Origin of the sequence: Leptospira biflexa serovar Patoc strain 'Patoc 1 (Paris)' (genome assembly GCF_000017685.1) — a bacterium.
GTDB lineage: Bacteria > Spirochaetota > Leptospiria > Leptospirales > Leptospiraceae > Leptospira_A > Leptospira_A biflexa.
In genome coordinates, this window is sequence record NC_010602.1 from 1,589,677 (window position 1) to 1,613,164 (window position 23,488).

Sequence of the window (23,488 nt, forward strand, 5' to 3'; positions counted from 1 at the left end):
TTTTAAGGCATAATATGGAAGAGCAAAAATCGATAAAAGAAACCCTCCAGCAGGGAGCCAGTGGTGACAAAACCAAGAAAAAGCTTGTCATCAAAAAGAAAGCGGCCCCTTCTGATGAGAAAAAAGAATCCAGTCCTGGTGCCCAAGGGCAAACGACAGCTACGGAGGCGAAACAATCTTCGCCTGCTAGTTCGGACAAAAAAAAGGATTTAAACGAACTCATTCGTGAGGAAGCAAAAAGACAGGGACTTGGTTCCGGTCCGCAGGCTCCTTCCCAAGCATCTCCAATTGTTTCTCGACCAGATCGAAAACCGGAGCCTCTTCCACAACCAGATCGGGAGAAAGCTCCCATGGACCGCAAACCGGAATCCATCCTTTCTGGTGACACATCTTCTCCGAACTTCCGTTCGGGTGGTGGACAAGGTGGTGGAAACCAAGGTTATTTTAGAAAAGAAGACCGAAATCCAATTGTCAGTCGTCCCACAACCCCACGGCCTCCAAGACCTGAGGGCCAAACTGGTGGTGGATACCAAGGGAACCGTGGACCAGGACAAGGCGGTGGATACCAAGGGAATCGTGGACCAGGACAAGGTGGCCCGGGTGGATACCAAGGGAATCGTGGACCAGGACAAGGTGGCCCGGGTGGATACCAGGGGAATCGTGGACCAGGACAAGGTGGCCCGGGTGGATACCAAGGGAATCGTGGACCAGGACAAGGTGGCCCGGGTGGATACCAGGGAAATCGTGGACCAGGACAAGGTGGTCCCGGTGGATACCAAGGAAACCGTGGTGCAAGACCAATTGGCCAAGGTGGGCCAGGAAGCGGAAGACCTCCAGGGGATGCTCCGTTTGGTGCACCCGGTGGACTCCCAGGTGCTGGTGGCCCAGGTGGCGCCAAAAAGAGAGTCTTTGATAAAGAAAAAGGTGGAAGGGAAGAAAACGAAAATACTAAGTTTTTCAAACAATCCTTTCGCAAACAAAAGGCACAGGCGGCTGCTCTAGCCGCTGTTCCAAAAGAAATCTCAATTTTAGAAAACATCCAAGTGGGTGAGATTGCCAAAAAACTAAACCTAAAACCAGGGGAAGTGATTAGCAAACTCATGAAAATGGGGATGATGGTAACCATCAATAATGTGATCGATGCCGAAACGGCTTCCATCCTTGCGGATGATTACGGTTGTAAGGTGAAAATTGTTTCTTTGTATGATGAAACCGTCATTGAAGAAGAAAAAGATGCACCAGAAGATTACATCACTCGTCCTCCAGTGGTGACCATTATGGGTCACGTTGACCATGGTAAAACCAAACTCCTTGATACCATTCGTTCTTCACGAGTGGCTGAAGGGGAATCTGGTGGAATCACTCAACATATTGGTGCCTACCAAGTAGAAACGGAACGTGGAAAAATCGCCTTCCTCGATACACCTGGTCACGAAGCGTTTACTTCCATGAGAGCACGTGGTGCCTCAGTAACCGACATCGTTGTGTTAGTTGTGGCTGCTGATGATGGGGTCATGCCTCAAACCATTGAAGCCATCAACCATGCCAAAGAAGCAGAAGTTCCGATCATCGTTGCGGTAAACAAAATTGATTTACCAGCTGCAAACCCAGAAAAGGTGAGACAAGAACTTTCTAACTACGGTTTACAACCAGAAGAATGGGGTGGAACTACCATCTTCTGTGACATATCCGCAAAAAGTAATATTGGAATTGATAAACTCCTTGAGATGCTCATCATCCAAGCGGAACTCCTCGATCACAAAGCCAATCCGAAACGAAAGGCAAAAGGAACCATTGTCGAAGCAAAACTCGATCCAGGTCGTGGTGCTGTGGCAACCGTTCTCATCCAAAACGGAACACTCCGTGTGGGTGATGCCTTTGTTGCGGGAGTGCATGCGGGTCGTGTTCGTGCGATGTATGATGATCTTGGTCGTTCCATCAAAGAAGCGGGTCCATCTTTTCCTGCTCTTGTGACGGGCCTTGATGGAGTTCCTGATGCAGGGGCTCCGTTTGATGTGGTCATTGATGACAAAGAAGCACGTACCATTTCTCATAGCCGTCAAGAATACGAACGACTTGGCCAATCGAAAAATGCGGCCACTCGTGTGACACTCGACAATATGAGTGAGATCATCAAACAAGGTGCCCTCAAAGAACTCAAAGTCATCATCAAAGCGGACGTTCGCGGATCTACAGAAGCGGTCAAAGAAGCATTGGAAAAACTCTCCACTGCTGATGTTCGATTGAATGTGATCCATGCGGGAACGGGAGCCATTGTGGATTCTGATATCATCTTGGCATCAGCATCGAACGCGATTGTGATTGGATTCCATACACGGGCAAATCCAAAAACGGTGTCCCTTGCAGAGAAAGAAAAAGTAGAAATCAAATACTACAGCATCATTTATGATGTGGTCAACGAAGTGAAAGCATCCATGGAAGGAATGCTCGAACCAGAAAAAGTGGAAAACATCATCGGTAAAGTTGAGATTCGTGATGTATTCAAAATTTCCAAAGTGGGTAACATCGCAGGTTGTATGGTGAAATCCGGTAAGGTCACCAAACAAGCGCACGTTCGTGTCATTTCGAGCGAAACAGGTGAGATCACTTGGGAAGGGAAAATCAAAAACCTCAAACGTATGAAAGACGATGTGGCTGATGTTCTCACTGGTTTTGAGTGTGGAATCTTACTCGATGGATTCAATGACTTCTCTGTGGGTGATGAGATCGAAGCATACGAGATTCGCGAGATTGCTCGTAAACTATAAGGCGGCCTAAATGAATCCCATTCGAATGAAAAAACTCGAATCGGAGATCATTCGCCAAATCTCCACTGCGATTTTAGAAGGAAAGGTAAAAGACCCTCGGGTCTTTTTGCCTAGTTTCCACCGCATCGAAATTAGCGAAGACTTGAAGTATGCGAAGGTATACTTCACGGCTCTTTGTAATAATAATGAGAGAAAAAAACTCACACAAGGGCTTGTTTCTTGTGCGGGGTTTTTATCTTCATTTGTTGGAAAAAACCTACGCTTGCATACCAATCCGAAATTTACCTTTGTCTGGGACAACAGCTACATCAAAAGTTTAGAAGTGAATCGCCTCATCGATGATTCCGCTCCCAAAACTTTATTTGAAGAGCTCCACCCAAATCCTGAAGAGGATGACGGGGACACAGATGCAGAAACTTTGTTAGAAGATTCTGAAAGTGGAATCGAAAGAGAAACGTAAGGAAACCGAAACGAAAGTTTCCATTGCGAGTGTAAATTCTTCCATTCTCTTTTGTTAGGTGATTAGATATGTCTAAATCCGATCAGTCTGGATTCTTATTTGTATACAAACCCCCTGGCATCACTAGTTCTGATTTGGTTTTAAAAACCAAACGCCTGCTTGGTCAAAAATCAGTTGGCCACACCGGAACCTTGGACCGATTTGCGGAGGGCCTTCTCGTTTTACCGTGTGGGGACTACACAACCTTTTCCCAAGTGTTTCTTGGAAAAGACAAAACCTATTTAGCAGAAGTGGTTGTGGGACTACGCACCGATTCTGGTGATCCTGATGGTGTGGTGGAAATTGAGACGAGAGAAAGTTCGCGAGTCGAATTTGTTTCAAGGTTTCCCACGGAAAGACTGGAGACGGAACTGAAATCTCTCACAGAACAAAAAACCCAAAAAGCACCCAAAATTTCGGCTCTGAAAGTAGGGGGCAAACGACAGTCTGATCTTTTCCGAGAAGGGACATTCGTGGAAGAGAAGGAACGAAACATCACCATCCATTCGGTGGTAGACATCCAAAGGACGGAGACTGGATTTTCCTTTCGCATCCATGTGAGTTCAGGGACCTACATCCGTAAGATCATCCTTGATCTTTCCGACAAATGGGGGATCCCCCTTTCATTGGGGAGGCTTGTGCGGGAATCCATTGGAGAATACGGATTGGACGGAGTGAAACCCCTAGAAGAGATCACCAAAGCCGACCTTCGTACCTGGAAAGAAGTGTTCCCCTTACCTGTCCGGATCGTGGACGAAGCGGAAAGAAAAGCAGTGGTCCACGGGGGATACATCTGGGACAAACTCCCGAAGGCAGATTCCCTTGGGTTTTACATTCTCGATTCGGATGAAACCACCATCCTTGCCTGGTGTTCGTATGAAGAGAAACCGGCCCACATTCCTTACCGTTACCGAAAAGTATTTTTTGACCCTTCTGCAAAAATTATGTTTTCTAAATGAGTCCTTCTTAAAATCTGGACACTAGTATGATCACAAAAGAACAAAAACAGCAGATCATTGCTACATTCGGTAGCAAACCAAACGACACAGGTTCTGCAGAAGTACAAATCGCTCTTCTCGACTCTCGTATTAAAGACCTTACTGAACACTTCAAAGCGAACAAGAAGGACTTTCACTCTCGCCGCGGTCTAATCGCAATGGTGAACCAGAGAAAGAGTTTGTTGGAATACCTAAAACGTTCCAATTTAGAAAGTTATAAAAAGCTGATTGAAAAACTCGGCCTTAGGAAATAATTCCTATGGCTACAGAGTTCACTGGTGTTTGGGGTAGAGATTCTATTACCCTAGAGACCGGCAAGTGGGCGAAACAAGCTCACGGGTCGGTTGTATACAAAACCGGAAATTTGGTCCTGCTTGCCACAGTTTGTGCGGCAGAGGAACCAAAAGAAGGACAAGATTTTTTCCCTCTTACATGCGAATACACTGAAAAAGCATACTCAGTCGGTCGTTTCCCAGGTGGATACTTCAAACGGGAAGCAAAACCCGCAGAACACGAAGTATTACTTTCTCGGATCCTAGATCGTCCGATTCGCCCAATGTTCCCAGAAGGTTACTTCTCGGAAGTACAACTTCTCGTTCAAGTTTTATCTGCAGACAAACAAGTTTCAGTCCAAGGCCATGCGATTAACGCAGCTTCGGCGGCACTTTCAGTTTCTTCCATTCCATTTGCAGGACCCATTGCGGGAGCAAGGATTGGTCGTATCGGTGGAGAGTTCATCCTCAATCCAACGAACGAAGAGATCACAAAGTCTGATTTGGACTTAGTGGTTGCAGGAACAAAAGATGCCATCGTCATGATTGAAGGGGAAGCAAGCGAAATCTCCAAAGAAGACATGATGGCAGCCCTTCGTTTTGCCCAAGAGCAACTGAAATTTGCTGTGGCAATGCAAGAAGAATTGGCGAAGAAACATGGAACTGTTAAAAAGGAAGTTGTTTTAAAAGCTCCTGACAAAGACCTCCATGCTAAAATTCGTGAATTCGCATTCGATCGTTTGACTCTTGCCAACAAAAATGCAGACAAAGCCAAACGGAACGACGACATCAAAGCCATTAACAAAGAAACGGTTGAACATTTTAAAACCTTACTGGCTCCAGAAGACAAAACAAAAGACATCAAACATTTTTTACATGAATTGGAATACGAAGTTGTCCGCGAACTCGTGCTAGGCGAAGGAATTCGTTTTGATGGCCGAAAAACGGACGAAATTCGACAAATCTCTTGTGAGATTGATGTCCTTCCTGGACCACATGGTTCGGCTGTTTTCACTAGGGGACAAACTCAGTCTCTTGGAGTGATGACACTCGGTACCACATCTGACAACCAACGATACGAAACACTCGAAGGTTCGAAAGAAAAGAACTTCATGTTACACTATAACTTCCCTGCATTTTCTGTGGGAGAAGTGAGACGTAACTCAGGCCCTGGAAGGCGTGAGATTGGTCACGGAAATTTAGCGGAACGAGCGATTAAAAAAGTCCTTCCGACACAAACTGAGTTTCCGTATGTGATCAGGTTAGTCTCTGAAATTTTAGAATCCAATGGATCTTCTTCCATGGCATCCGTTTGTTCGGGAACCCTTGCCCTAATGGCAGGTGGAGTTCCGATTTCGGGAGCCGTTTCTGGGATTGCGATGGGACTTTTCAGTGATGAAAAAGGTCGTTTTGCAGTCCTTTCGGACATCGCAGGGATTGAAGACCACTTCGGTGATATGGATTTCAAATTGGCAGGGACCAAAAAAGGGATCACTGCTTTCCAAATGGATCTCAAAGTCAATGGACTTGGTTTGGAAGTTTTACAAAAAGCCATCGAACAAGCTGAAGTGGGTCGTGACCATATCCTTGGTGAAATGAACAAAGCCATTTCTTCCGTGAAAGGGAATTTAAGTGAAAACGCTCCGCGTATCACTCAAAAACAAATTCCAAAAGATCGTATTGGAGAACTCATTGGCCCAGGTGGGAAAATGATCCGTGCCATCATCGAACAATCTGGTTCTGAAATTTCTGTGGATGATTCTGGAAAAGTAACCATTGCTTCTCCAAGTGAAGAGTCTAAAGAAAAAGCCATTGCTATGATCGATGGAATCTTTGAAGAAATTGAAGTGGGAAAAATCTACGATGGTGTCATCAAACGAATTGCTGACTTTGGTGCCTTTGTTGAAATTTTACCAGGAAAAGAAGGGCTTTGCCACATCTCGAAACTGGATGTGAAACGAGTACAATCTGTTCGTGACATTGTTTCCGAAGGAGACAAAATCAAAGTGAAAGTGATTTCCGTTGATAAAATGGGAAAAATTGATCTTTCACGAAAGGATGTCCTTTTAGACAACTAAACAGTCCCCAAACACCTGTTTGGGGGGAGTGAAACAAATGGTTTCCGTCAGTGAATGCAAACGAACTGTTTTACCAAATGGTTTGACAGTCCTTTTCCAACCAATGAAACACGCATCCTCTATGGGGGTGGGTGTTTTTTTGAAACAAGGCAGTCTTGCCGAATCCAATTCCGAACATGGTTATTTTCACTTTTTAGAGCACATGCTCTTCAAAGATACGGAAACTCGTACAAGTAAGGAAATTGCCGAATCCATTGAGCGCGTGGGTGGGATCTTAAATGGATCTACTGGTCGGGAATACACACAATACTACGTCGTTGCCATCAAAAACCAAGCAGAACTTGCGTTTGAAATTTTATCCGATATGCTCTTTCGGCCACTCTTTCGCAAAGAAGACATCCAAACAGAAAAGGGTGTCATCATGGAAGAGATGCGTTCTTACGAGGATGCCCCTGATGATTTTGTTTATGATTATTACTTTCGTAATATATTTGGGAAATCACCTTACGGGCGTGATATCATTGGAACAAAAACATCAGTCACTGGTGTCACGGAATCCTCCATTCGTAGGTTTTTTGAAAAACATTATTTCCCGAAAAATATGGTCATCTCTGTATCTGGAAATTTTACTTGGGAAAAGGTTTTGGATCTTACCAAAAAATACTTTTCTTTTGCAAATCCAAAAGGAAAAAACCCAACGGAACTTTTGATCCCATCACCTAAAAAAAGTTATACGAAACATTTGGAGCGCCGTAAAATCGAACAGTTCCATATCATGCTTGGTGTCAATGGAAGTAAAAGGGACTATCGAACGGTAACTGTGGCAGGCCTTATCTCCACCATTCTTGGAGGGGGAATGGCCTCACGGCTTTTCCAAAATATCCGGGAAAAAGAAGGACTTTGTTATAGCATTTATAGTTTTCCATCTTATTACAAAACCACTGGTTTATTTTCGATCTCTTCTGCCACTTCCAAAGAAAAAGCGGCACGTTGTGTGGAACTCATCCTAAAGGAATTGGAAACCATTACCAAACATGGTTTTTCCAAAAAAGAACTCGCTGATGCGAAATCCAATCAAATGGGTTCGATTGCCATCGGGTATGAACTGCCTGAAAACCGAATGAATAATATTGGCCTCCAAGAAATTTATTATGGTAAATATTTTTCCTTGGAAGATCGGATGAGGGCAATCAAGTCAGTGACTTTGGAGGAAATCAATCATGTCGCCAAAGAGATGTTTGGTTTAGAAAAAGTCCATTTGTCTTGTGTAGGAGATATGACAGAAAGCCAATTTGCCAAAATCCCGGTCCAATTTGGCGGTTGAGAAGGAAATATCGATTCGGCTTTAGCTCGTATGAATCGCATGTTAAGGAATTTATGTTAGAACCCGAGAACTACCTCCAAATCCAAATCTTAAAAGAGGGAGCCGTCCTCCCAGAATACAAAACACCAGGGGCTGCTGGGATGGATCTCTCTGCTTGCCTCAGTGAAAACCTCCTCCTACCCAAGGGAGAAGTGGTACTCGTTCCCACAGGTTTAGCCATGGCAATCCCCGAAGGGTACGAAGGGCAAATTCGGCCACGAAGTGGGTTTTCCACAAAACACAGAATCATCATGCCCAATAGCCCCGGGACCATCGACTCTGACTACCGGGGTGAGATCCTCATCCCACTCCTCAATCTGAGTGGCGAGGATTTCGTGTTAAAACCAGGGACTCGTGTGGCCCAATTGGTGATCCAAGCCGTATCACAACTTCCCATCCAAGTGGTCACAGGCCTTGACGCAACGCAGCGCGGAACAGGTGGATTTGGGAGCACTGGAAAATAAGACATAACGAAGAAAAAAGACACTTAGCTTTTTTGGGAGATGACCGATAGAAGCTGTAGAGGTGCCTTTTTATGATGCGATCCCTTTGGACCGGTGCTACCGGGATGATTGCCCAACAATTCCACATTGATACTGTGGCAAACAACCTTGCCAACGTGAACACCACTGGTTTTAAAAAGAACCGTGTGGACTTCGAAGATCTAGTGTACCAACACCAAGTGCTTGCGGGAACTCCAGCTACCTCTGTTTCCGAAATTCCAACAGGTGTGAATGTGGGTCATGGTGTGAAAGTGGCCGCCACACAGAAGTTATTCGAAATTGGATCCTTCCAAGCCACAGGGAACAAACTAGACCTAGCCCTCACAGGTGAGATGGCATTCTTTAAAATCCAAATGCCTGATGGAACTTTCTCTTACTCCAGAGATGGGTCCTTTAAAATTGACTCCAACCAACAAGTGGTCACTTCTAACGGGTATTTACTCGAACCTCCCATCATCTTACCAGAAAATGCGATTTTAAATACACTCATGGTTTCCGAAGAAGGAGAAGTCACCGTTAAAATCGGAAACGACATTCGTCCGACAACGATTGGCCAATTAGAACTCTACCGCTTTGTGAACCCAGCAGGTCTCCAGGCAGTGGGGAAAAACTTATTCCGTGAAACGGTTGCCTCAGGCCAAGAGATCCCTGGTATGCCATCCCAAGAAGGGTATGGAAGTGTCCTGCAAGGATTTTTAGAAATGAGTAACGTCAAAATCGTAGAGGAGATGGTGAATATGATTGTGGCGCAAAGGGCTTACGAATCCAATTCCAAAACCATCCAAACCTCGGATAACATGCTTTCGACGGCGATAGGACTGAAACGTTAATGAAACAGTGGATTTTTTTTCTTTTTAGTTTGGTACTTTGTTTACCAGTTTTGGCAAACAAAGAAGACAATCGATTGTATCTCAAACCCAAAACCATTGTGGGATCGGGAGAGATACGTTTGTCTGAATTTACCAATTGGAAAGGAAATTGGAATCCTGTTGTTTTTTTGAATCTAAAAGAGCCCATTGTCTTAGAACCGGAAGCCATTGCCGAAAGGATCACGTCATTGTATGCAAAAGAATGGGGCACCTCTCTTTCCTTTTCTGTGATGGGTAAAGAAGGAATTTTACTCCCAAAAACTGCCTTACTAACCAAAAAAGAATTAGAAGAATCTTTATGGAAAGATTTAGACAGCGCAAGTAAACATTCCTTAGGTGAGATTGGGGAAAGGTTTCGGATCAGTTCCGAAAAAGATTCTTTTCCAATCATTTCAGGAACCTCAGCTGTTTGGCGTTATTCGGGAAGATCCTTACATGCAGGAAAACGTCTTTTTCCCTTGGATTTTTATTTTGCTGGGAAATTGGTTCACTCGGAATCCGTTCCATTCCTCATCGAAGAAAAGAAACAAGCTTACTTCACCAAACGAGAGATCCCATCCAAAACAATCCTGACAGATGAAGATGTAGAAGTTAGGTCCTTTTTTTCGGCAGACTCACTTAGGGAATATACAGACGAAAATCCTGTGGGAAAAACAGCTCTGAATGGATTTTTACCAGACACTGCCATTGAAAAAAAACAAGTGCGAACCCTTCATACCATTGAACGTGGACAAGAAGTGGAACTTGTGTATACAGTTGGCAATTTACTTTTAAAGATCAAAACAAGGGCACTCGCTTCAGGAAATCGTGGCGAAGAGATCCCACTTCTCAATTTGGCTTCCCAAAAAACCATCAGAGCTCGCGTTCAAAATGAAGGTGTATGCCTTTTGGAAGAGAGATAATTGATGTTGTTCTCAAGAAAAAATGTAATCAAAACAATTCTGAAATTCATTAAGATGGACTTCCTCATTCATTCTTGCATTTCCATTCGTGCAAATTTGGTGTATCGTGTTTGTTTGGCATTCGTCCTTTGTTTTGTCTTCCTTGGATTCGTTGGTTCACCTTCTGGTATTCAATTCTTTTCTAATTTACATGCAGAATCCCTATGGAAAGACAAAGATCCTTATTCTTATCCCAAAACCATCCAACCAGGTACTGTGGTGAAAGTAGTGTTAAAGAATGGTCTCCGAGTCGAATATGAATCCGAATACAAAGCGACCTTCGATAATGATATCAAAACCGTTCCTGATAAAAAATTAGTCCCAGACCTCCCTAATTATACAGCAAACTCTACTTATATGAGATCGAAAGTGGGGAAATCCAAATCGCAAGGAAAAGTTGTGGGAGTCATGGCAGTTCTAGTGACGGGAGTTGATCCTGGAACAGGAAACTTGGAACTCGAAGGAAGCCGAGTGTTTAATTTGTCTGAAGAGAGAGTTAACATACGTTTGTCGGGAACCATATCTCCGGAAGATTTAGATAAAAATCGATTCATCGCAAGTGATCTCATTGCCAATTTGAGAGTGGAATACCAAGGCACTTTAAATCCCAAAGAATTAAACAATCCTGATATCCAAATGAAGCGGATCACAAATCCAGATGGATCTGTCACAGAAAAAGCAGAACTGTCAGACAAAGAAAAACAAGAAATCATTTTGAAAAATATCAAACGTCTCTTAGGGGAAAGTGAGTAATTTTATGAACCATTTACAAAGTTTGCCCACTCGGAAGGAAAACCTTTCTCTAGTTTCCCTTTTATCGAAACATAAACTTTCCTCCGCATTTCTTAAATCTTTCATGATCTTCCTACTTTTGATAGGGGGAAACACTCCCATCTTTTCAGTAGAAACTAGACTGAAAGACTTAGTGCGAATGGATGCGGTGCGAGAAAACCAACTCACAGGATTTGGTCTGGTGGTAGGACTGAATGGAACGGGGGATACCAAAAACCCTCTCACAGAAGAAGCCTTACAAAATTATCTCAGTGGTCTTGGCGTGAATACCAAGAAGAACCTAAGGGATGCGAAAAACACAGCATCTGTTCTTATCACCGCCAATGTTCCTGTCAATCTGAAGGAAGGAGATAAAATTGATATCGTCGTATCTTCCCTTGGTGATGCTCGGTCTCTTGAAGGTGGAGTTTTGTTACAATCCCCACTGAAAGCGGCAAACGGGGAAACCATTGCGGTTGCCTCCGGTATACTTGTGTTTGGTGGAAAAGAGAAAAAAAGAGGAGCAGATAAAAAATCGGGTTCCAATACGGCCCTTGTTCCCATGGGTGCGATCTTAGAAAAATCGATTCCCAATGCTCCGATCATGAAATCAGTCAAACTCACTTTACTCGAAAAAGATTATACCACTATGGGTGCAATCGTGGATGCCATCACTTCGGAACTTTCCGTTGTACCCGAAGTGGTTTCTCCCACTGAAGTCCTTGTCCCTTTGCCCACATCCCCAAACACAACAGGTCCCAATGGGGAACTCGTCTCAGGGGCACCAAAACTAGATCTCAATTTTTTATCCAAATTGGAAAACCTTACCATTAACTCCTCACCTGTGGCCCGGGTTGTCATCAATGAACGAACAGGGACCATCGTCATGGGAGCAAACATTGCCATCGATGAAGTTGCCATCTCCCAACAAGGTCTCACCATTCAGATTGCCAATCGGGACAAGGCCCGTTATTTTTTCCCCATCCAAGAGGAAGGCAAGGGGGAATCGGTGTTTGTTTTGAAAGAGAGCACACAGGTTTCCGATGTGGTGGGTGCCTTAAATAAAGTTGGGGCTTCCACAAAGGATATTATCTCCATTTTAGAAGCCTTAAAAAAACAGGGCGCGCTCAAAGCAGAACTTGTGATTCAGTAATTTCCAAAATTGCCGATAGGATAACTAGACATAATATGGACATTCACAAAATCCAAGACTATTCAGGTAGGCTTAGCCGTTCTCATGATGAATCCATTCTCCATCGAATGAAGACTCTCGGTGACCCGAAAAGGAATGAAATTCCAAAAGAGGGAGTTTCTGAGTTTCAGAATTTATTAGAAACCCATGAGGGACTTATGGGTAAGGTGAGTTCTTCTTCCTTACGAGTTCCACAAAACATTCGTGAGGAGATCTCAATCGATCCCTATCGTAAAAAACTATATGATGCATCCGTAGAATTTGAATCGGTGTTTGTGAAAATGATGTTAAAAGAAATGAAAAACACCATCCACAAAGAAAAACTCATCGATGGTGGGTATGCAGAAGAGATCTTTGAAGATCTGTTATACGATGAATATGCAAAAAATATCTCTCAAAATGAATCCATGGGCCTAGCAGAAGAGATTTACAAACAGATGTCACAATCCCTTCCGCCCGTGAAAAAAAATCCTTACCTTTAAACCCACTCAGAGAAAGAAGTACGTTTGAGTTCTTCTTTCCATTTATCTTCCAATTTAGAGAGACTTTCGTTAAGTTTTGGCGAGAGGCTTGCCCTTTCTTTCGGAGCACCAAGTTTGAAACTTGATGTACTTTCATAAACAGACACCAAATCCACTTGTTCTTTGAGTTTCATGGGAGTAAGACGTTTGTCTTCTGTGATTTGGATGAGTTTGGAATCGGTCAACTTATCTAAAATTTGAGATAATTCCTTTTCTGATAATAACAGTGATTTTCGAAGTTGCGTGAGTTTGATGAGTTCACCTTTGTTCTCTTGGTGGGTATAGGTGAGGGCTAATACTTGTAAGATTTTATAAAACTCGTAGGACAAAGTAGAATCGATGTCATCAAACGGATGTTTTGGAAGCAGATACCTGTCTGGGAATTGAAGGGTAGCTGTTACTTCCGCCCCATACAATATGATGAGCGCGATAGAATAAATCGCAAGTAAGGCAATAGGGATGGCAGCAAGTGCTTTGTAGACTAACATCGTTTTTTCGGTAAATGATGTTAGGTAGATGTTGATAAACCCCCAAAAGAATAAGATGAGGATCAGTCCAGTGACTGCCGCTCCTATCGAGGATGCTTTGATCGGTACCTTGGTATTTGGAATGATGTTAAAGATGAGTAAAAAGAACAACCACAGTGATAACAAAGGTAACAAAATCTGAAAGATCGAATACAAAGAAAAAAATCGTTTCCCACCTTGGTATTTTTTCCAAATGGTTTGGCCACTCCCATTGTCTTCGACTCGAATGATTTTATTAAATTCTCCCACACCAATGATGCCAAGCATCCCTTCATTGGGACTTTCTGCTTCGTTTTGGTTTTCAATTTCAATACTCTCCTCTCCTGTGATGGAAGAGAGGGAGGAGGTTTCTTTCGCAACTGTGTCTTTGGAGCTTTGGTCTACTTCCACTGAAGTTTTCTTTTTGGAAAGTAAGAGCATGTCGAGGATCATACCTGCTTTTCCTTTGTATGCCACAGACCAGTTTTCACCTTCATCTTCCGAAAGTAGAATGTCTCCCAATGATGTGAGAACAAAGATATCATAGTCTTGTTTCTTCGGTGAAACAAATACCCAGACCCGTTCATAAGAATACTTTCTATGGCTTAGGTCAGTCCAGGTATAACCTCCATCAGTGGTTTTGAAAATCGCACCACTATCTCCTACCAAAAATCCAATGCTTCGATTGAGAAATGAGATATCATTTAATGGCTTTTGGGAAATTTCCTGTGGGAAAAAACTAGTCCCTCCATCGCTTGTTTTCCATAACCTTCCTTCTCGGTCCAAAATGAATCCATCTTTCTCAGAAAAAAATCGAACGCGAATGGGTGTAATGCCTTCATCATGAAACCGTTTGATTTCTTTGAATGGTTTGCCTAAGTCATACCGAAGGGTTCGTGTGTCTTGTGTAAGAATGAAAAGTGTATCAAAGTCAATGGCTCCAAAATCAGAAACATTAATGCCTTTCAGAGAGTGAACCTTCCAATGGTTCCCTAAATCATTGGAATATAAAAACGTTCCTTCTTCTGAGATGGTAAAAAGATCATTTCCAACACTACGGATGCGAAAAAAGTTCTCTTTTCTGATATTAGGTTTTTTGCAAGTACCCGTTTCCACAGATTCAGTATCAATGCAGAGCATATTTTCAAAGTCGATACTGGCTTCGGGGATAAAGGAAATGGATTTGTTAAGTTCCCGCATCGCTCCAATATTTCCTTTTTCTCCTGCAACCCATATCTCTCCATGTTTTGTTGCCACAATGGATTTCAAATGTGGCGAACGCACAGAATCAGAAATTGTGTCTGTGATATTTTTCCCAACCACAAAGAGTAAAGGACCAAAGGAGATGAGAAAAAAATAAAATACAAATTTATTGATAAAATTACGGTGGAGGTCAATGTTCCAGATGATATGAAATGCCTTCTCTAACGAACGCAAGACGGCAGTTGCTGAAAAAATAAAAACAACAAATCCAACAGCTCCAATTTGAGTCGCAGTGGATATGATATCGGAAAGTGTTTCCAAATAAGGTGTGATATCAAATTGGATATTATTTCGTAAGAGATAAGAATTGATTTCATCCACCATCTCTGCCTGTCGAGTGTGGATTCCTGATGCAACCGTGATGAGAGCAAGTGCTACCGTAAGAGTTGGTATCAATGTCACAATGGTAGTATAAGCGAGACTAGAACCAATGATCAGGCAATCGTCTTTCATAAACCGATGTACAGAGACGAGCAAAACGCGAATGCCGATGATGAGCCTTCGTTTCCAACCAGGTCCTTCTGGTATGGTAGTCAAACGTACAAGTAGAGGGGGTTTCATCGATTCACTCATATTAGTTTCCTATTTTTTAAAAGCGTACAAAACGTAACTTGATGTGAGGGGGTATCCTTTCCGTTTCCATTTGGATCGAAAATGGTAAAAGGAAATCCGAAACCAGTGGAGGTAGTCTTTCCCATTCTGGAATGACCCACGTGCTTTTTTCAGTTTTGCCATCAAAGGAAAATCCACACCAAAGTAAGATACGAAACTGCCAAATCCAAGGCCAGTCAATATCTTTTTTAGAATGGTGTCGGAGTAATAATAGACATGGCCTGGCATATAATAATGGTAATGGCTTCCTTCTTCCTTGGCCTGCCAACCTTCAAAATTCGCAGTTTGTAAGAGGAGGAGTCCACCTGGTTTTAAGATTCGTGTGAGTTCCAAGAAAAACCGATTGGGATTTTCAATGTGTTCTATCACTTCCACGAGTGTGATCACGCTAAAATGTTCTGACGGGAATTGGGCTTCGTACAAACTTCCATTGAATGTGGGGATCTTATTGGCATTGGCAAAATTTGCCGCATATTCAGAAATTTCCACTCCCTGTATGGTATAACCTTCTTCTTTCGCCACTTCCAAAAACCCACCAAAAGAGGACCCAATGTCTAAAAAATGGCCAGCTTTCACGTAACGTTTGATGTTTTGGATCCGCGCTTTCCAGACGTACCGAAAGAATGGTTTTTGTTCCCTTTCATCAATGTAGGAATACTCTGCCTTGCCTTGGTAATAGTCTTGTGTGTACAGTTCTTCTTGATTTGGTCTTGGGTATAATGTTTGCAGTTTACAAGTTTGGCACTCGTATATGGACAATCCAGAATAGGTTCCTGTTGTATGATACAATGGTTTCCAATCACAGGTTTTTGTGAGTGGGCATTCTTCTCTTAAAGAATTCAGATGATCCATTATTTTTTAGCAAGGAAAAACCAATGGCAAATTCTTTCTTCTAACTTACCAAGCGGTGTACGTTCCGAATATCCGATGGAGACTTCCTGGAATAGGGAAAGGAAATGTTGAAGTTCTGAAAGTGAGTAAGTTTCCGCATAACCACCGCTAAGATCTTCAAGCTTCATCGTTCCATGTTTTAATCCTAAGTGAGTGTCTCCTTCTGCACGTATGGAACCAAGTAAATACCCTCCAGGTACAAGCGAATCAGACAAGGATTGGACTAACTGACTCGCATCTTCTCGTTTGTTATAATGGAATACACCCCAACTCACGATCACACCAAACGTATTAGGAGCAAAAGGTAAATGTAGATCGGGAGTATGGATCCAATCAATAGACGCTTCGACTTCTTTCAATTGGTCGATTGTGGTTTTTGCATTGTCACAGGCTATGACTTCATATCCGAAATTTTGTAAAAGGTAACTGTGCCTTCCGGAACCGCATCCAAAATCGAGAGCTGTTTTTTTTTGTGGTTCAATTTTTGAGAGCAAACGTACTAAATTTTCATCAGGAAAGGTCAGTTTGGATTTAGGCCTTTCGTAGTGTTTGTCCCAGACATTTTTCATAAGTCCAATCGATCCAATAAAGAAGAATACCAATCTTTTGCAGAGATGAATTGTTTTGTGGAAATTCCAGTCACTCCAGTTCGTTTGTGGTTTCCTTCAAATGATTCAAGTGGTGTTCCATTGGGAATCAATTGTTTTTGGAAAAAAACTGTTTCGTAAACATTGGGAACAAAGGGAGACAATTCTGCCATTTTTTTCTGTTTGGTGGTTGGCAGAGTGAAAAGGATTGCCGAATGAATTGTCCCTTTTTTAGAAGTTTTTAAGAACTCTGGTCTAGTTTTTTCTCCGATGGTTACGGATAAAAGATCTTTAAAATAATCATACCCGTAATGGGCGGGCAATAGTTGGTCGGCAATGAATTCACCACCTACTTCTGGAGCTGCTTCAATCAAAATACATTCTTTGTTTTTAGTGATCTTAAATTCGGCCACAAACGGACCTGTTTTTAATTTGGAAGCCGTCACAATGCTTTGGCAGATCATCTTCAACTCTCCTGCCATCGAAATATGTTCGGAAGGGGCAATGTGAGCCACTTCGATGAAATTAGGCAAACCTGTAGTGATTTTGTCTGTGAGAGAAATGATGTAAAAACGTTTGTTGATGACAAAACCAAGAACAGTGACTTCATCCCCAGGAGTGTAAGTCTCTAATAAAAAGGATTCGTGAATCCTTGATTTTGTGAATTTTTTATATTCGACTTCTGATTCTAAAACAGAAATTCCTTTTTTACCAGAACCTTCTTTTGGTTTGGCGATGATTGGGAAAAGAAGTTCAGGTTTTTTGTCCTTCGTTTTGTTTGTCCCTAAATTGGGAATACTCTTTGGCACAGGGATCCCATATTTGGATACTACCAGTTTGAATTTTTCTTTGTCTAAAAATAGATTTGTGCTGTCTCGTGGGTTTCCACGTAGTTTTAGTTTTTCTGCTAAATAGGAGACTGTATACACAGCTTTTCCATAAGACCGTGACCCAACTCCAAGCAGTTTGTAAGGAAGGGGAACCTTACTCATCGCATGCAAAATTTTGCGATATTCATGAGTAGATTCTAATATTTTAATATCACTTTCATTTAGGCCCGGTGCCATGGGGTTTGTATCCACGGCGATGACCTTAAGGCCTCTCCCTTTTGCTGCACGAATGAGAGGGATTTGGTTCTCTCCAGCTCCTATGGAGAGATAACTTCCATTCAATTGTTTCATCTACGACCCGCGTGAACCGCCTCGGCGTTGGACTCCTGTATTGCCACCGCCAGATGTTTGGTTTCGACCAAACGTGGGTTTTGCCACAGCAGGACTTCCTTTTTTCTTTTGGGCCTCATTTTGGGCTTTGGTCAGTTCTTCTTGGTTGACAACGACGATTTTTTTGCCTTCCAATTCCTTTCCGTTCAAACTCGCAATGGCTTTTTCCGCATCGGCATCCGCCATTTCGGCAGTTCCATACCCGAGTGAAACCTTGGTGAGTTTGTCTCGTTTGATTTGAAGGTGTGTCACCTTTCCATGAGCGGAAAGAAGTTTCTCGAGGGCTTCGTCCGTAAGGGTTTGGGGGAGGTTTCCAATGGATAACTTCATGTCCTTCTTTTTTCCTTAAAATTCCTTAAAACTTCAACTCTTTTTTGACTATGTCGCATTTTCTCTTGGGGAAATGGCGGTTCTGGTCGAAAGAAAAGATAGGAAGGAACGTTATGTTACGAGGACTCTATACTGGTGCGAATGGGATGATTTCCCAACAAGTGAGAATGGACGTGGTCGCAAACAATTTGGCCAATGTGGATAAAACGGGATTTAAAAAAGATACCACCGTCTTTAAAACCTTCCCCGAAATGTTATTGCACCGGTATTCAGAAGATGGAATTGGTAAAACCCCGATGGGATCGTTTGATACCTCACCAGTAGTCGGTAAACTAGGGTTTGGTGCCGAGGTGAACGAAGTGTACACTCGCTTCGAACAAGGGGCCGTGAAAAAAACCGACAATATCTTTGATCTTATGGTGCAAGACCAACCTGGGATGGAAAAACCTGCTTTTTTTACAGTACTAACGAACCAAGGGGAACGCCTCACACGAAGTGGGAGTTTTGTTTTAGATAAAAATGGATTTGTTGTGACTCCACAAGGGTTTCCACTTTTGGGTGAAAAAGGGCCCATCCAAGTGAACCAGGGGAATTTCCTTGTCAAAGAAAATGGTGAAATTTACATCAATGCAAAACTAGGAACCGCACCAAAAGACGGAACCAACTTTAGTGAAAACCGTTTCGAAGAACCAGTGTTACTTGATAAACTAAAAATTCGTACAGTCGAAAACCCGCGACACCTCGATAAAGTAGGGGATTCGTTTTACGCCGATACTCCTGAATCTGGAGAACCCACTGCTTTTCCAGAACTTCTGGCACCACAAGTATTACAAGGATACCTCGAAGCCTCCAATGTTTCGGTTGTTACGGAGATGGTGGATATGATTGAGGTCAATCGTGCCTATGAAGCCAATTCCAAAACCATGCAAACCCAAGATAGTTTACTTGGTCGTTTATTTGAAATTATGCGGTAGGGAATATCGCATCATTAAAATTCAAATATGATCATTTCAATTCAATCGAATTTGGATCTTAGAGAAATCATAGCGTAATTACATGTTCTTTTTTTAGTTTTTTACTGAAAAAAGCAAAGGATCATAGACATCCTTCTTATTTTTACTCTTCCATGAGAGTGCCATCTTCATTGTATTCTTTACCAGAGACAAATTGATCGTTTTTAAAGATTCCCTCCTTATGAATTTTGCCATTTTCATAAAAGATTTTTCCTTGTCCATTTAGTTGATTTCCGTTAAAGAATCCCTCTTGATGAACATTTCCATTGTCGTGGTAAATTTTCCCCTGACCTTCGAGTTCACCATTTTGAAGGTAACCTTCAAAGAAAACCTTTCCATTTTTATGGAAGGTTCTCGATTGCGCGATCAGATTGGAAACTCCAACGGAAAGGATCATTATTAAGAAAAAATGAAAGATAAAACTCATGAAAACAACCTTAGGATATTTTTCTCATCCTTATTCATTTCCATTCAATCACCTCTTCAATAAAAAATAATGTAAGTTCTATAGATATTTGTGAGATTTTTGAAATAAGCGTAAAATGTGTTCCGTTTGTTTGGATTCAAAATTCTAAGAAATTCCTTTCATGATGCAGTTCATCCTACAGCATTTTAACCACAACTTTCCCTTTGGCACGTCCACTTTCCACATAGGCCAAGGCATCGTTGAGTGCTTCAAACGGGTAAATTTTGTCGATCACCGGCTGAATCCTTCCTTCATTGATTAGGTTTGAGATTTGGTTCAATTGGCTTCCGTTAGCTTTCATAAAAAGGAAGGAATATTGAACATTCCGTTCCTTTGCTTTTTTGTTTGCTGAAAGGCTGAGCATTCGGATCACAAATTGTAAGAACCATGGAAATTTCATTTCCTTTGCAAAATTGATATCAGGAGGTCCTGAGATCGAAATGAGTTTCCCACCAGGTTTTAAGATTCGCAGTGATTTATGGAGAGTCTTTCCATCCTGGCTATGGATCACGACATCATAGTCCTTCAGAATGGATTCAAAATCAGTTGTTTTGTAATCAATGATGGTATCGGCGCCTAAACGTTTTACAAGTTCAAAATTAGAATGACTCGTTGTTGTGGCGACCTCTGCTCCTAAAACCTTTGCTAATTGGATGGCAAACGTTCCAACCCCACCAGAACCTGCTTGGATGAAAACCTTTTGCCCTTTTTGAATGTTTGCATTTTCTACCAATGCCTGCCAAGAAGTAAGACCAACAAGTGGAATGGAAGCAGCTTCTTCCATCGTCAAATGTTTTGGTTTTTTTGCGATATCATCTTCACTGACTGCAATTTGTTCTGCAAAAGTTCCAATTCTAAAGTCTCTCACTCGTCCAAACACTTCTTCTCCTATCTTAAATTTCTGAACTTTGGGACCGACTTTCAAAATGATTCCTGCAAAATCATGACCCAAAATGAGTGGCAATTGATAAGGTAAAATCAGCTTGAATTCGCCACTCTTTAGTTTGGAATCCAAAAGATTAATACCTGCCGCATGAATTTGTACAAGAACATCATGATCGTTTAAGATGGGATCAGATACTTCTGTGAGTTGCAGGTTTTGGTGTTTATTGTATCGGTTGATGGTGAATGCTTTCATTTAATTTACCTGATTGATTCCTTTTTAGAATGCCTTATGAACTTGTTTTAGAATTGAATTTTCAAAAACTTTATAAACATATTGTTGCATAAAAAGGATAAAGGATACTCCTTTTCCGACTGGATGATTGAATTTCGGATTCTTATCACTTACCACTTTTAGAATCATGTCCACAACAGGTTCTGGCGTTGGAGAATTCTCAAATTGTTGTTTTGAAAAATTGTCTGTTTGTTTTCGGAGTAAATCATAATCATCGATTTTTAAATCAGAACGAACTGAATTTTCTCCTATACTGGTTTTGAAATTCATCGGTTCTACCATACATACATCAATGTTAAAATCTTTTACTTCGAACCGTAATGCCTTAAAATAACCTTCCAACGCATGTTTAGAAGCCGAATAATAGCCGACAGTTGGTAATCCAATCAATCCTAAAAACGATCCAACTGTAATGATTTTTCCAGAACGTTGTTTGCGAAAATAGGGAAGAAATTGATTGGTGAGTTTGATTGTTCCCCAAAAATTTGTTTCAAATTGTTTTTTCCCTAATCCAATCGAAGTTTCTTCTGCAAGTCCCGATACCAAGTAACCAGCGTTATTGATAAGAACATCTAATTTTGGGATTTCACTGAATAACCTTTTTCCAAACGATTCTATGGATTGGTCTTCGTTCAGGTCTAATTCCACCAATGGAAACGGGAATTTGGAAGCGTGGGCTTTCGGATTGCGACTAGTACCAATCACAGTATGTCCCTCGTTATGGAGTTTGTTTGCGATTAAAAGTCCAATCCCTGAAGAAGCGCCTGTGATGAGAATTGTTTGTTTCATATAAATATCCTTGCTATTTTTACCGTAATTGGTTCTCTATGACTATATCACTTGCAATTTACAAGTATGCAGGACGAAAGATACTTTCAAAATGCAAGTGATATTTTAAAAAAATATGTCCGTACAAAAAAAAAGATCAGATTGTCCGATTAGTTCTTCCCTTGATATTTGGGGCGATAAATGGTCTCTTCTCATCATTAGAGACCTAATGCATCAAAAACAATGCACTTATGGGGATTTTTTAAAATCAAAAGAAGGCATTGCGACCAATATTCTTGCCACAAGGCTTCAGATGTTGGAAGAAAATGGATTGATTCAGAAAAAGGAACATCCAGAAAACAAAACGAAAGTTTTATACCAACTCACAGACAAAGGGATTGATTTGTTGCCTGTTCTCATTGAGATCCAAATTTGGGCCGAATCCTATTTTGAGATCCCAAAAGAAATCAAAGAACGAATCAAACCATTCAAAAAAGACAAAGAAACGGTGATTAAAAAAGCGATGAAAGAAATGAAACGGGAAGGTTCAACTTAGGTTTAAATGAATGTTGTCGGCGAACCTTAATGAGGGGAAAACCTTCGTTTTGTTACAACATACATCTAAAACTTGTTTCTATAAGTGAAAAGGGTCCTAGACTCGATCGCCTGCAATTTCAGGCGATCGAGTCTAGTATTGTTTTCAAATCCGCAATTACAATATTGATTGTATGCTTGGTTTCATATCTTAGAAAGAATTGAAACAACATTTGCGTATTCATATTTTTTCGCGATGACTAGGAAAGGAACTAACCTAACTCCTAGTTCCCCCATCCACACGATACACCGATCCTGTGATAAAACTCGAATCATCTGATGCCAAAAAAACAATAAGATTCGCCACTTCGAATGGTTTTCCGAGCCTTCCGATCGGGATGTTTTTTTCCATTGCCGATTTTCCCCGTTCGCCTGCCACATCAAGGATCGCAGTTTCTGTCCAACCCGGACAAACGGCATTGATCCTGACACCAAACTTGGCAACTTCTAAAGCGCCAGTTGTAGAAAGTTCAATCACACCTGCCTTTGCCACACAATAAGGTCCAAGGGAAGGGGAAGCACCAAGGCCGGCGATGGATGCTACATTGATGATAGAACCTCCTTTACGATCGGAAAGCATCTGTTTTGTAGCATACTTTTGAGACCAGAATACGCTCGTTAGGTCCATTAGGATGAGTTTGTTCCAAACTTCGGTTGATACTTTATGCATGAAGGTGGGTTTATTGGCTATCCCTGCGTTATTCACCATGATGTCTAGGCGTTTGTTTTGATTTTGCAAATGGTCTGTCAAACGTATGATGTCTTCTTCCTTACTCACATCACAAGTTACAAATTCGCAAGAACCACCAAAACTTTGGATTTCTTTGACTAATGAATTCCCTTCATCGACTTTAATATCGGAGACAACTACATGAGCCCCTTTTTTTGCAAGAAGGAGAGATGTTTCTTTTCCAATGCCTAAGGCACCACCTGTCACAATTGCGTTTTTCCCAAATAAACTTTGATCCATTCCATAATGATTTTTTAGAAAGTGATGGGATGGCAAGAAGATTTAAAATGGATGTTAGTTGATAAGTATACCGATCGGTTCACAAAAACATTCATTTCATTTTCGAGCGGAACTAAAATTGGGAAACAATTGCCTATCTCCATGGATCTACCAATGGGATTACATTTTTGTTGTTTCATTTCGGTAAGTTCAGAGCATCCAAAATCAATGGGAAGGTTTGGGCCATTTGCCTGTCCTAAATTCCATTACTTTTTTTGAATGCCAAGTCTTCTCAAATTGAGTATATCAGGGAAAGTACGAAAGGAATAGAGTTCGT

The 23,488-nt window shown here is 41.7% G+C and carries 24 protein-coding genes; 15 read left to right on the plus strand and 9 right to left on the minus strand.

All coding sequences use genetic code 11. The annotated features are described in order from the left end of the window. Positions 1 to 14: 14 nt before the first annotated feature. From infB to LEPBI_RS07560, 12 genes are all read left to right on the plus strand, one after another. Entirely contained in the window at positions 15 to 2,768 is a 2,754-nt protein-coding gene (infB, locus tag LEPBI_RS07505) for a translation initiation factor IF-2 (RefSeq protein ID WP_012388511.1), read from the plus strand. Positions 2,769 to 2,778: 10 nt separating this feature from the next. Then, positions 2,779 to 3,228, plus strand: coding sequence for a 30S ribosome-binding factor RbfA (rbfA, locus tag LEPBI_RS07510; RefSeq protein WP_012388512.1), 450 nt, complete (start codon positions 2,779 to 2,781; stop codon positions 3,226 to 3,228). A 68-nt stretch (positions 3,229 to 3,296) separates the two neighbouring features. Beyond that, on the plus strand, positions 3,297 to 4,226 hold the full coding sequence (gene truB, locus LEPBI_RS07515; RefSeq protein WP_012388513.1) for a tRNA pseudouridine(55) synthase TruB: 930 nt from the start codon (positions 3,297 to 3,299) through the stop codon (positions 4,224 to 4,226). A gap of 26 nt (positions 4,227 to 4,252) precedes the next feature. Next, a complete protein-coding gene (gene rpsO / locus LEPBI_RS07520; protein WP_012388514.1) occupies positions 4,253 to 4,519 on the plus strand; it encodes a 30S ribosomal protein S15 in 267 nt (88 codons plus the stop codon). Positions 4,520 to 4,524: 5 nt separating this feature from the next. Next, complete coding sequence (pnp, locus tag LEPBI_RS07525) at positions 4,525 to 6,615, plus strand: polyribonucleotide nucleotidyltransferase (RefSeq protein WP_012388515.1); 2,091 nt, start codon at positions 4,525 to 4,527, stop codon at positions 6,613 to 6,615. Positions 6,616 to 6,652: 37 nt separating this feature from the next. Beyond that, complete coding sequence (locus LEPBI_RS07530) at positions 6,653 to 7,939, plus strand: M16 family metallopeptidase (RefSeq protein ID WP_012388516.1); 1,287 nt, start codon at positions 6,653 to 6,655, stop codon at positions 7,937 to 7,939. A 53-nt stretch (positions 7,940 to 7,992) separates the two neighbouring features. Next, positions 7,993 to 8,442, plus strand: a complete 450-nt coding sequence (gene dut, locus LEPBI_RS07535) for a dUTP diphosphatase (protein WP_012388517.1) — start codon at positions 7,993 to 7,995, stop codon at positions 8,440 to 8,442. Positions 8,443 to 8,513: 71 nt separating this feature from the next. Further along, the gene (gene flgG, locus LEPBI_RS07540) at positions 8,514 to 9,311 is read left to right on the plus strand and encodes a flagellar basal-body rod protein FlgG (protein WP_012388518.1); all 798 of its coding nucleotides are present in this window, start codon (positions 8,514 to 8,516) and stop codon (positions 9,309 to 9,311) included. Continuing rightward, positions 9,311 to 10,252 (plus strand): flagellar basal body P-ring formation chaperone FlgA, encoded by a 942-nt coding sequence (flgA, locus tag LEPBI_RS07545; protein WP_012388519.1) that lies wholly within the window; start codon positions 9,311 to 9,313, stop codon positions 10,250 to 10,252. The genes flgG and flgA overlap by 1 nt, the downstream gene beginning before the upstream one ends. Positions 10,253 to 10,306: 54 nt before the next feature. Further along, positions 10,307 to 11,044, plus strand: coding sequence for a flagellar basal body L-ring protein FlgH (locus tag LEPBI_RS07550; RefSeq protein ID WP_049756002.1), 738 nt, complete (start codon positions 10,307 to 10,309; stop codon positions 11,042 to 11,044). Between the two features lie 4 nt (positions 11,045 to 11,048). Further along, positions 11,049 to 12,215, plus strand: a complete 1,167-nt coding sequence (locus tag LEPBI_RS07555; protein WP_012476254.1) for a flagellar basal body P-ring protein FlgI — start codon at positions 11,049 to 11,051, stop codon at positions 12,213 to 12,215. Between the two features lie 35 nt (positions 12,216 to 12,250). Next, complete coding sequence (locus LEPBI_RS07560) at positions 12,251 to 12,736, plus strand: rod-binding protein (protein ID WP_012388522.1); 486 nt, start codon at positions 12,251 to 12,253, stop codon at positions 12,734 to 12,736. Here the strand turns inward: LEPBI_RS07560 and LEPBI_RS07565 are convergent. The 5 genes from LEPBI_RS07565 to LEPBI_RS07585 are packed head-to-tail and all read right to left on the minus strand — an operon-like array spanning position 12,733 to position 18,184. After that, entirely contained in the window at positions 12,733 to 15,117 is a 2,385-nt protein-coding gene (locus LEPBI_RS07565; RefSeq protein ID WP_012388523.1) for a YhjD/YihY/BrkB family envelope integrity protein, read from the minus strand. The two genes, LEPBI_RS07560 and LEPBI_RS07565, sit on opposite strands and share 4 nt — an antisense overlap. Before the next feature lie 9 nt (positions 15,118 to 15,126). After that, positions 15,127 to 16,008, minus strand: a complete 882-nt coding sequence (locus LEPBI_RS07570; RefSeq protein WP_012388524.1) for a class I SAM-dependent methyltransferase — start codon at positions 16,006 to 16,008, stop codon at positions 15,127 to 15,129. Then, on the minus strand, positions 16,008 to 16,616 hold the full coding sequence (locus LEPBI_RS07575) for a class I SAM-dependent methyltransferase (protein ID WP_012388525.1): 609 nt from the start codon (positions 16,614 to 16,616) through the stop codon (positions 16,008 to 16,010). Before LEPBI_RS07575 ends, LEPBI_RS07570 begins: the two co-directional genes overlap by 1 nt. Continuing rightward, positions 16,613 to 17,815: an ATP-grasp domain-containing protein gene (locus tag LEPBI_RS07580; protein WP_012388526.1), complete on the minus strand. Its 1,203-nt coding sequence runs from the start codon at positions 17,813 to 17,815 to the stop codon at positions 16,613 to 16,615. Before LEPBI_RS07580 ends, LEPBI_RS07575 begins: the two co-directional genes overlap by 4 nt. Then, on the minus strand, positions 17,816 to 18,184 hold the full coding sequence (locus LEPBI_RS07585; protein WP_012388527.1) for an RNA recognition motif domain-containing protein: 369 nt from the start codon (positions 18,182 to 18,184) through the stop codon (positions 17,816 to 17,818). A 113-nt stretch (positions 18,185 to 18,297) separates the two neighbouring features. Here LEPBI_RS07585 and LEPBI_RS07590 point away from each other — a divergent pair, with 113 nt between their 5' ends. After that, positions 18,298 to 19,158, plus strand: coding sequence for a flagellar hook-basal body protein (locus LEPBI_RS07590; protein ID WP_012388528.1), 861 nt, complete (start codon positions 18,298 to 18,300; stop codon positions 19,156 to 19,158). A gap of 142 nt (positions 19,159 to 19,300) precedes the next feature. Here the strand turns inward: LEPBI_RS07590 and LEPBI_RS07595 are convergent, their stop codons facing one another. The 3 genes from LEPBI_RS07595 to LEPBI_RS07605 all read right to left on the minus strand — a co-directional run bounded on the left by LEPBI_RS07595 (position 19,301) and on the right by LEPBI_RS07605 (position 21,629). Further along, the gene (locus tag LEPBI_RS07595; protein WP_012388529.1) at positions 19,301 to 19,624 is read right to left on the minus strand and encodes a toxin-antitoxin system YwqK family antitoxin; all 324 of its coding nucleotides are present in this window, start codon (positions 19,622 to 19,624) and stop codon (positions 19,301 to 19,303) included. Positions 19,625 to 19,799: 175 nt separating this feature from the next. Continuing rightward, entirely contained in the window at positions 19,800 to 20,801 is a 1,002-nt protein-coding gene (locus tag LEPBI_RS07600) for an NADP-dependent oxidoreductase (RefSeq protein WP_012388530.1), read from the minus strand. A 24-nt stretch (positions 20,802 to 20,825) separates the two neighbouring features. Continuing rightward, the gene (locus LEPBI_RS07605; RefSeq protein WP_012388531.1) at positions 20,826 to 21,629 is read right to left on the minus strand and encodes an SDR family NAD(P)-dependent oxidoreductase; all 804 of its coding nucleotides are present in this window, start codon (positions 21,627 to 21,629) and stop codon (positions 20,826 to 20,828) included. Between the two features lie 115 nt (positions 21,630 to 21,744). Here LEPBI_RS07605 and LEPBI_RS07610 point away from each other — a divergent pair, with 115 nt between their 5' ends. Continuing rightward, on the plus strand, positions 21,745 to 22,164 hold the full coding sequence (locus LEPBI_RS07610) for a winged helix-turn-helix transcriptional regulator (protein WP_012388532.1): 420 nt from the start codon (positions 21,745 to 21,747) through the stop codon (positions 22,162 to 22,164). 255 nt (positions 22,165 to 22,419) lie between these two features. On the opposite strand, the gene LEPBI_RS07615 is transcribed toward LEPBI_RS07610, so the two are convergent. Continuing rightward, complete coding sequence (locus LEPBI_RS07615) at positions 22,420 to 23,172, minus strand: SDR family NAD(P)-dependent oxidoreductase (protein WP_012476255.1); 753 nt, start codon at positions 23,170 to 23,172, stop codon at positions 22,420 to 22,422. A gap of 24 nt (positions 23,173 to 23,196) precedes the next feature. Between LEPBI_RS07615 and LEPBI_RS19130 the strand changes: the two genes are divergently transcribed. Further along, entirely contained in the window at positions 23,197 to 23,430 is a 234-nt protein-coding gene (locus LEPBI_RS19130) for a hypothetical protein (protein WP_041769792.1), read from the plus strand. Positions 23,431 to 23,488: the final 58 nt, after the last annotated feature.

Coding starts and splice junctions, on each gene's coding strand:
- infB (WP_012388511.1), top strand. CDS start 15: ATGGAAGAGCAAAAATCGATAAAAGAAACCCTCCAGCAGGGAGCCAGT.
- rbfA (WP_012388512.1), top strand. CDS start 2,779: ATGAATCCCATTCGAATGAAAAAACTCGAATCGGAGATCATTCGCCAA.
- truB (WP_012388513.1), top strand. CDS start 3,297: ATGTCTAAATCCGATCAGTCTGGATTCTTATTTGTATACAAACCCCCT.
- rpsO (WP_012388514.1), top strand. CDS start 4,253: ATGATCACAAAAGAACAAAAACAGCAGATCATTGCTACATTCGGTAGC.
- pnp (WP_012388515.1), top strand. CDS start 4,525: ATGGCTACAGAGTTCACTGGTGTTTGGGGTAGAGATTCTATTACCCTA.
- LEPBI_RS07530 (WP_012388516.1), top strand. CDS start 6,653: ATGGTTTCCGTCAGTGAATGCAAACGAACTGTTTTACCAAATGGTTTG.
- dut (WP_012388517.1), top strand. CDS start 7,993: ATGTTAGAACCCGAGAACTACCTCCAAATCCAAATCTTAAAAGAGGGA.
- flgG (WP_012388518.1), top strand. CDS start 8,514: ATGATGCGATCCCTTTGGACCGGTGCTACCGGGATGATTGCCCAACAA.
- flgA (WP_012388519.1), top strand. CDS start 9,311: ATGAAACAGTGGATTTTTTTTCTTTTTAGTTTGGTACTTTGTTTACCA.
- LEPBI_RS07550 (WP_049756002.1), top strand. CDS start 10,307: ATGGACTTCCTCATTCATTCTTGCATTTCCATTCGTGCAAATTTGGTG.
- LEPBI_RS07555 (WP_012476254.1), top strand. CDS start 11,049: ATGAACCATTTACAAAGTTTGCCCACTCGGAAGGAAAACCTTTCTCTA.
- LEPBI_RS07560 (WP_012388522.1), top strand. CDS start 12,251: ATGGACATTCACAAAATCCAAGACTATTCAGGTAGGCTTAGCCGTTCT.
- LEPBI_RS07565 (WP_012388523.1), bottom strand. CDS start 15,117: ATGAGTGAATCGATGAAACCCCCTCTACTTGTACGTTTGACTACCATA.
- LEPBI_RS07570 (WP_012388524.1), bottom strand. CDS start 16,008: ATGGATCATCTGAATTCTTTAAGAGAAGAATGCCCACTCACAAAAACC.
- LEPBI_RS07575 (WP_012388525.1), bottom strand. CDS start 16,616: ATGAAAAATGTCTGGGACAAACACTACGAAAGGCCTAAATCCAAACTG.
- LEPBI_RS07580 (WP_012388526.1), bottom strand. CDS start 17,815: ATGAAACAATTGAATGGAAGTTATCTCTCCATAGGAGCTGGAGAGAAC.
- LEPBI_RS07585 (WP_012388527.1), bottom strand. CDS start 18,184: ATGAAGTTATCCATTGGAAACCTCCCCCAAACCCTTACGGACGAAGCC.
- LEPBI_RS07590 (WP_012388528.1), top strand. CDS start 18,298: ATGTTACGAGGACTCTATACTGGTGCGAATGGGATGATTTCCCAACAA.
- LEPBI_RS07595 (WP_012388529.1), bottom strand. CDS start 19,624: ATGAGTTTTATCTTTCATTTTTTCTTAATAATGATCCTTTCCGTTGGA.
- LEPBI_RS07600 (WP_012388530.1), bottom strand. CDS start 20,801: ATGAAAGCATTCACCATCAACCGATACAATAAACACCAAAACCTGCAA.
- LEPBI_RS07605 (WP_012388531.1), bottom strand. CDS start 21,629: ATGAAACAAACAATTCTCATCACAGGCGCTTCTTCAGGGATTGGACTT.
- LEPBI_RS07610 (WP_012388532.1), top strand. CDS start 21,745: ATGTCCGTACAAAAAAAAAGATCAGATTGTCCGATTAGTTCTTCCCTT.
- LEPBI_RS07615 (WP_012476255.1), bottom strand. CDS start 23,172: ATGGATCAAAGTTTATTTGGGAAAAACGCAATTGTGACAGGTGGTGCC.
- LEPBI_RS19130 (WP_041769792.1), top strand. CDS start 23,197: ATGGGATGGCAAGAAGATTTAAAATGGATGTTAGTTGATAAGTATACC.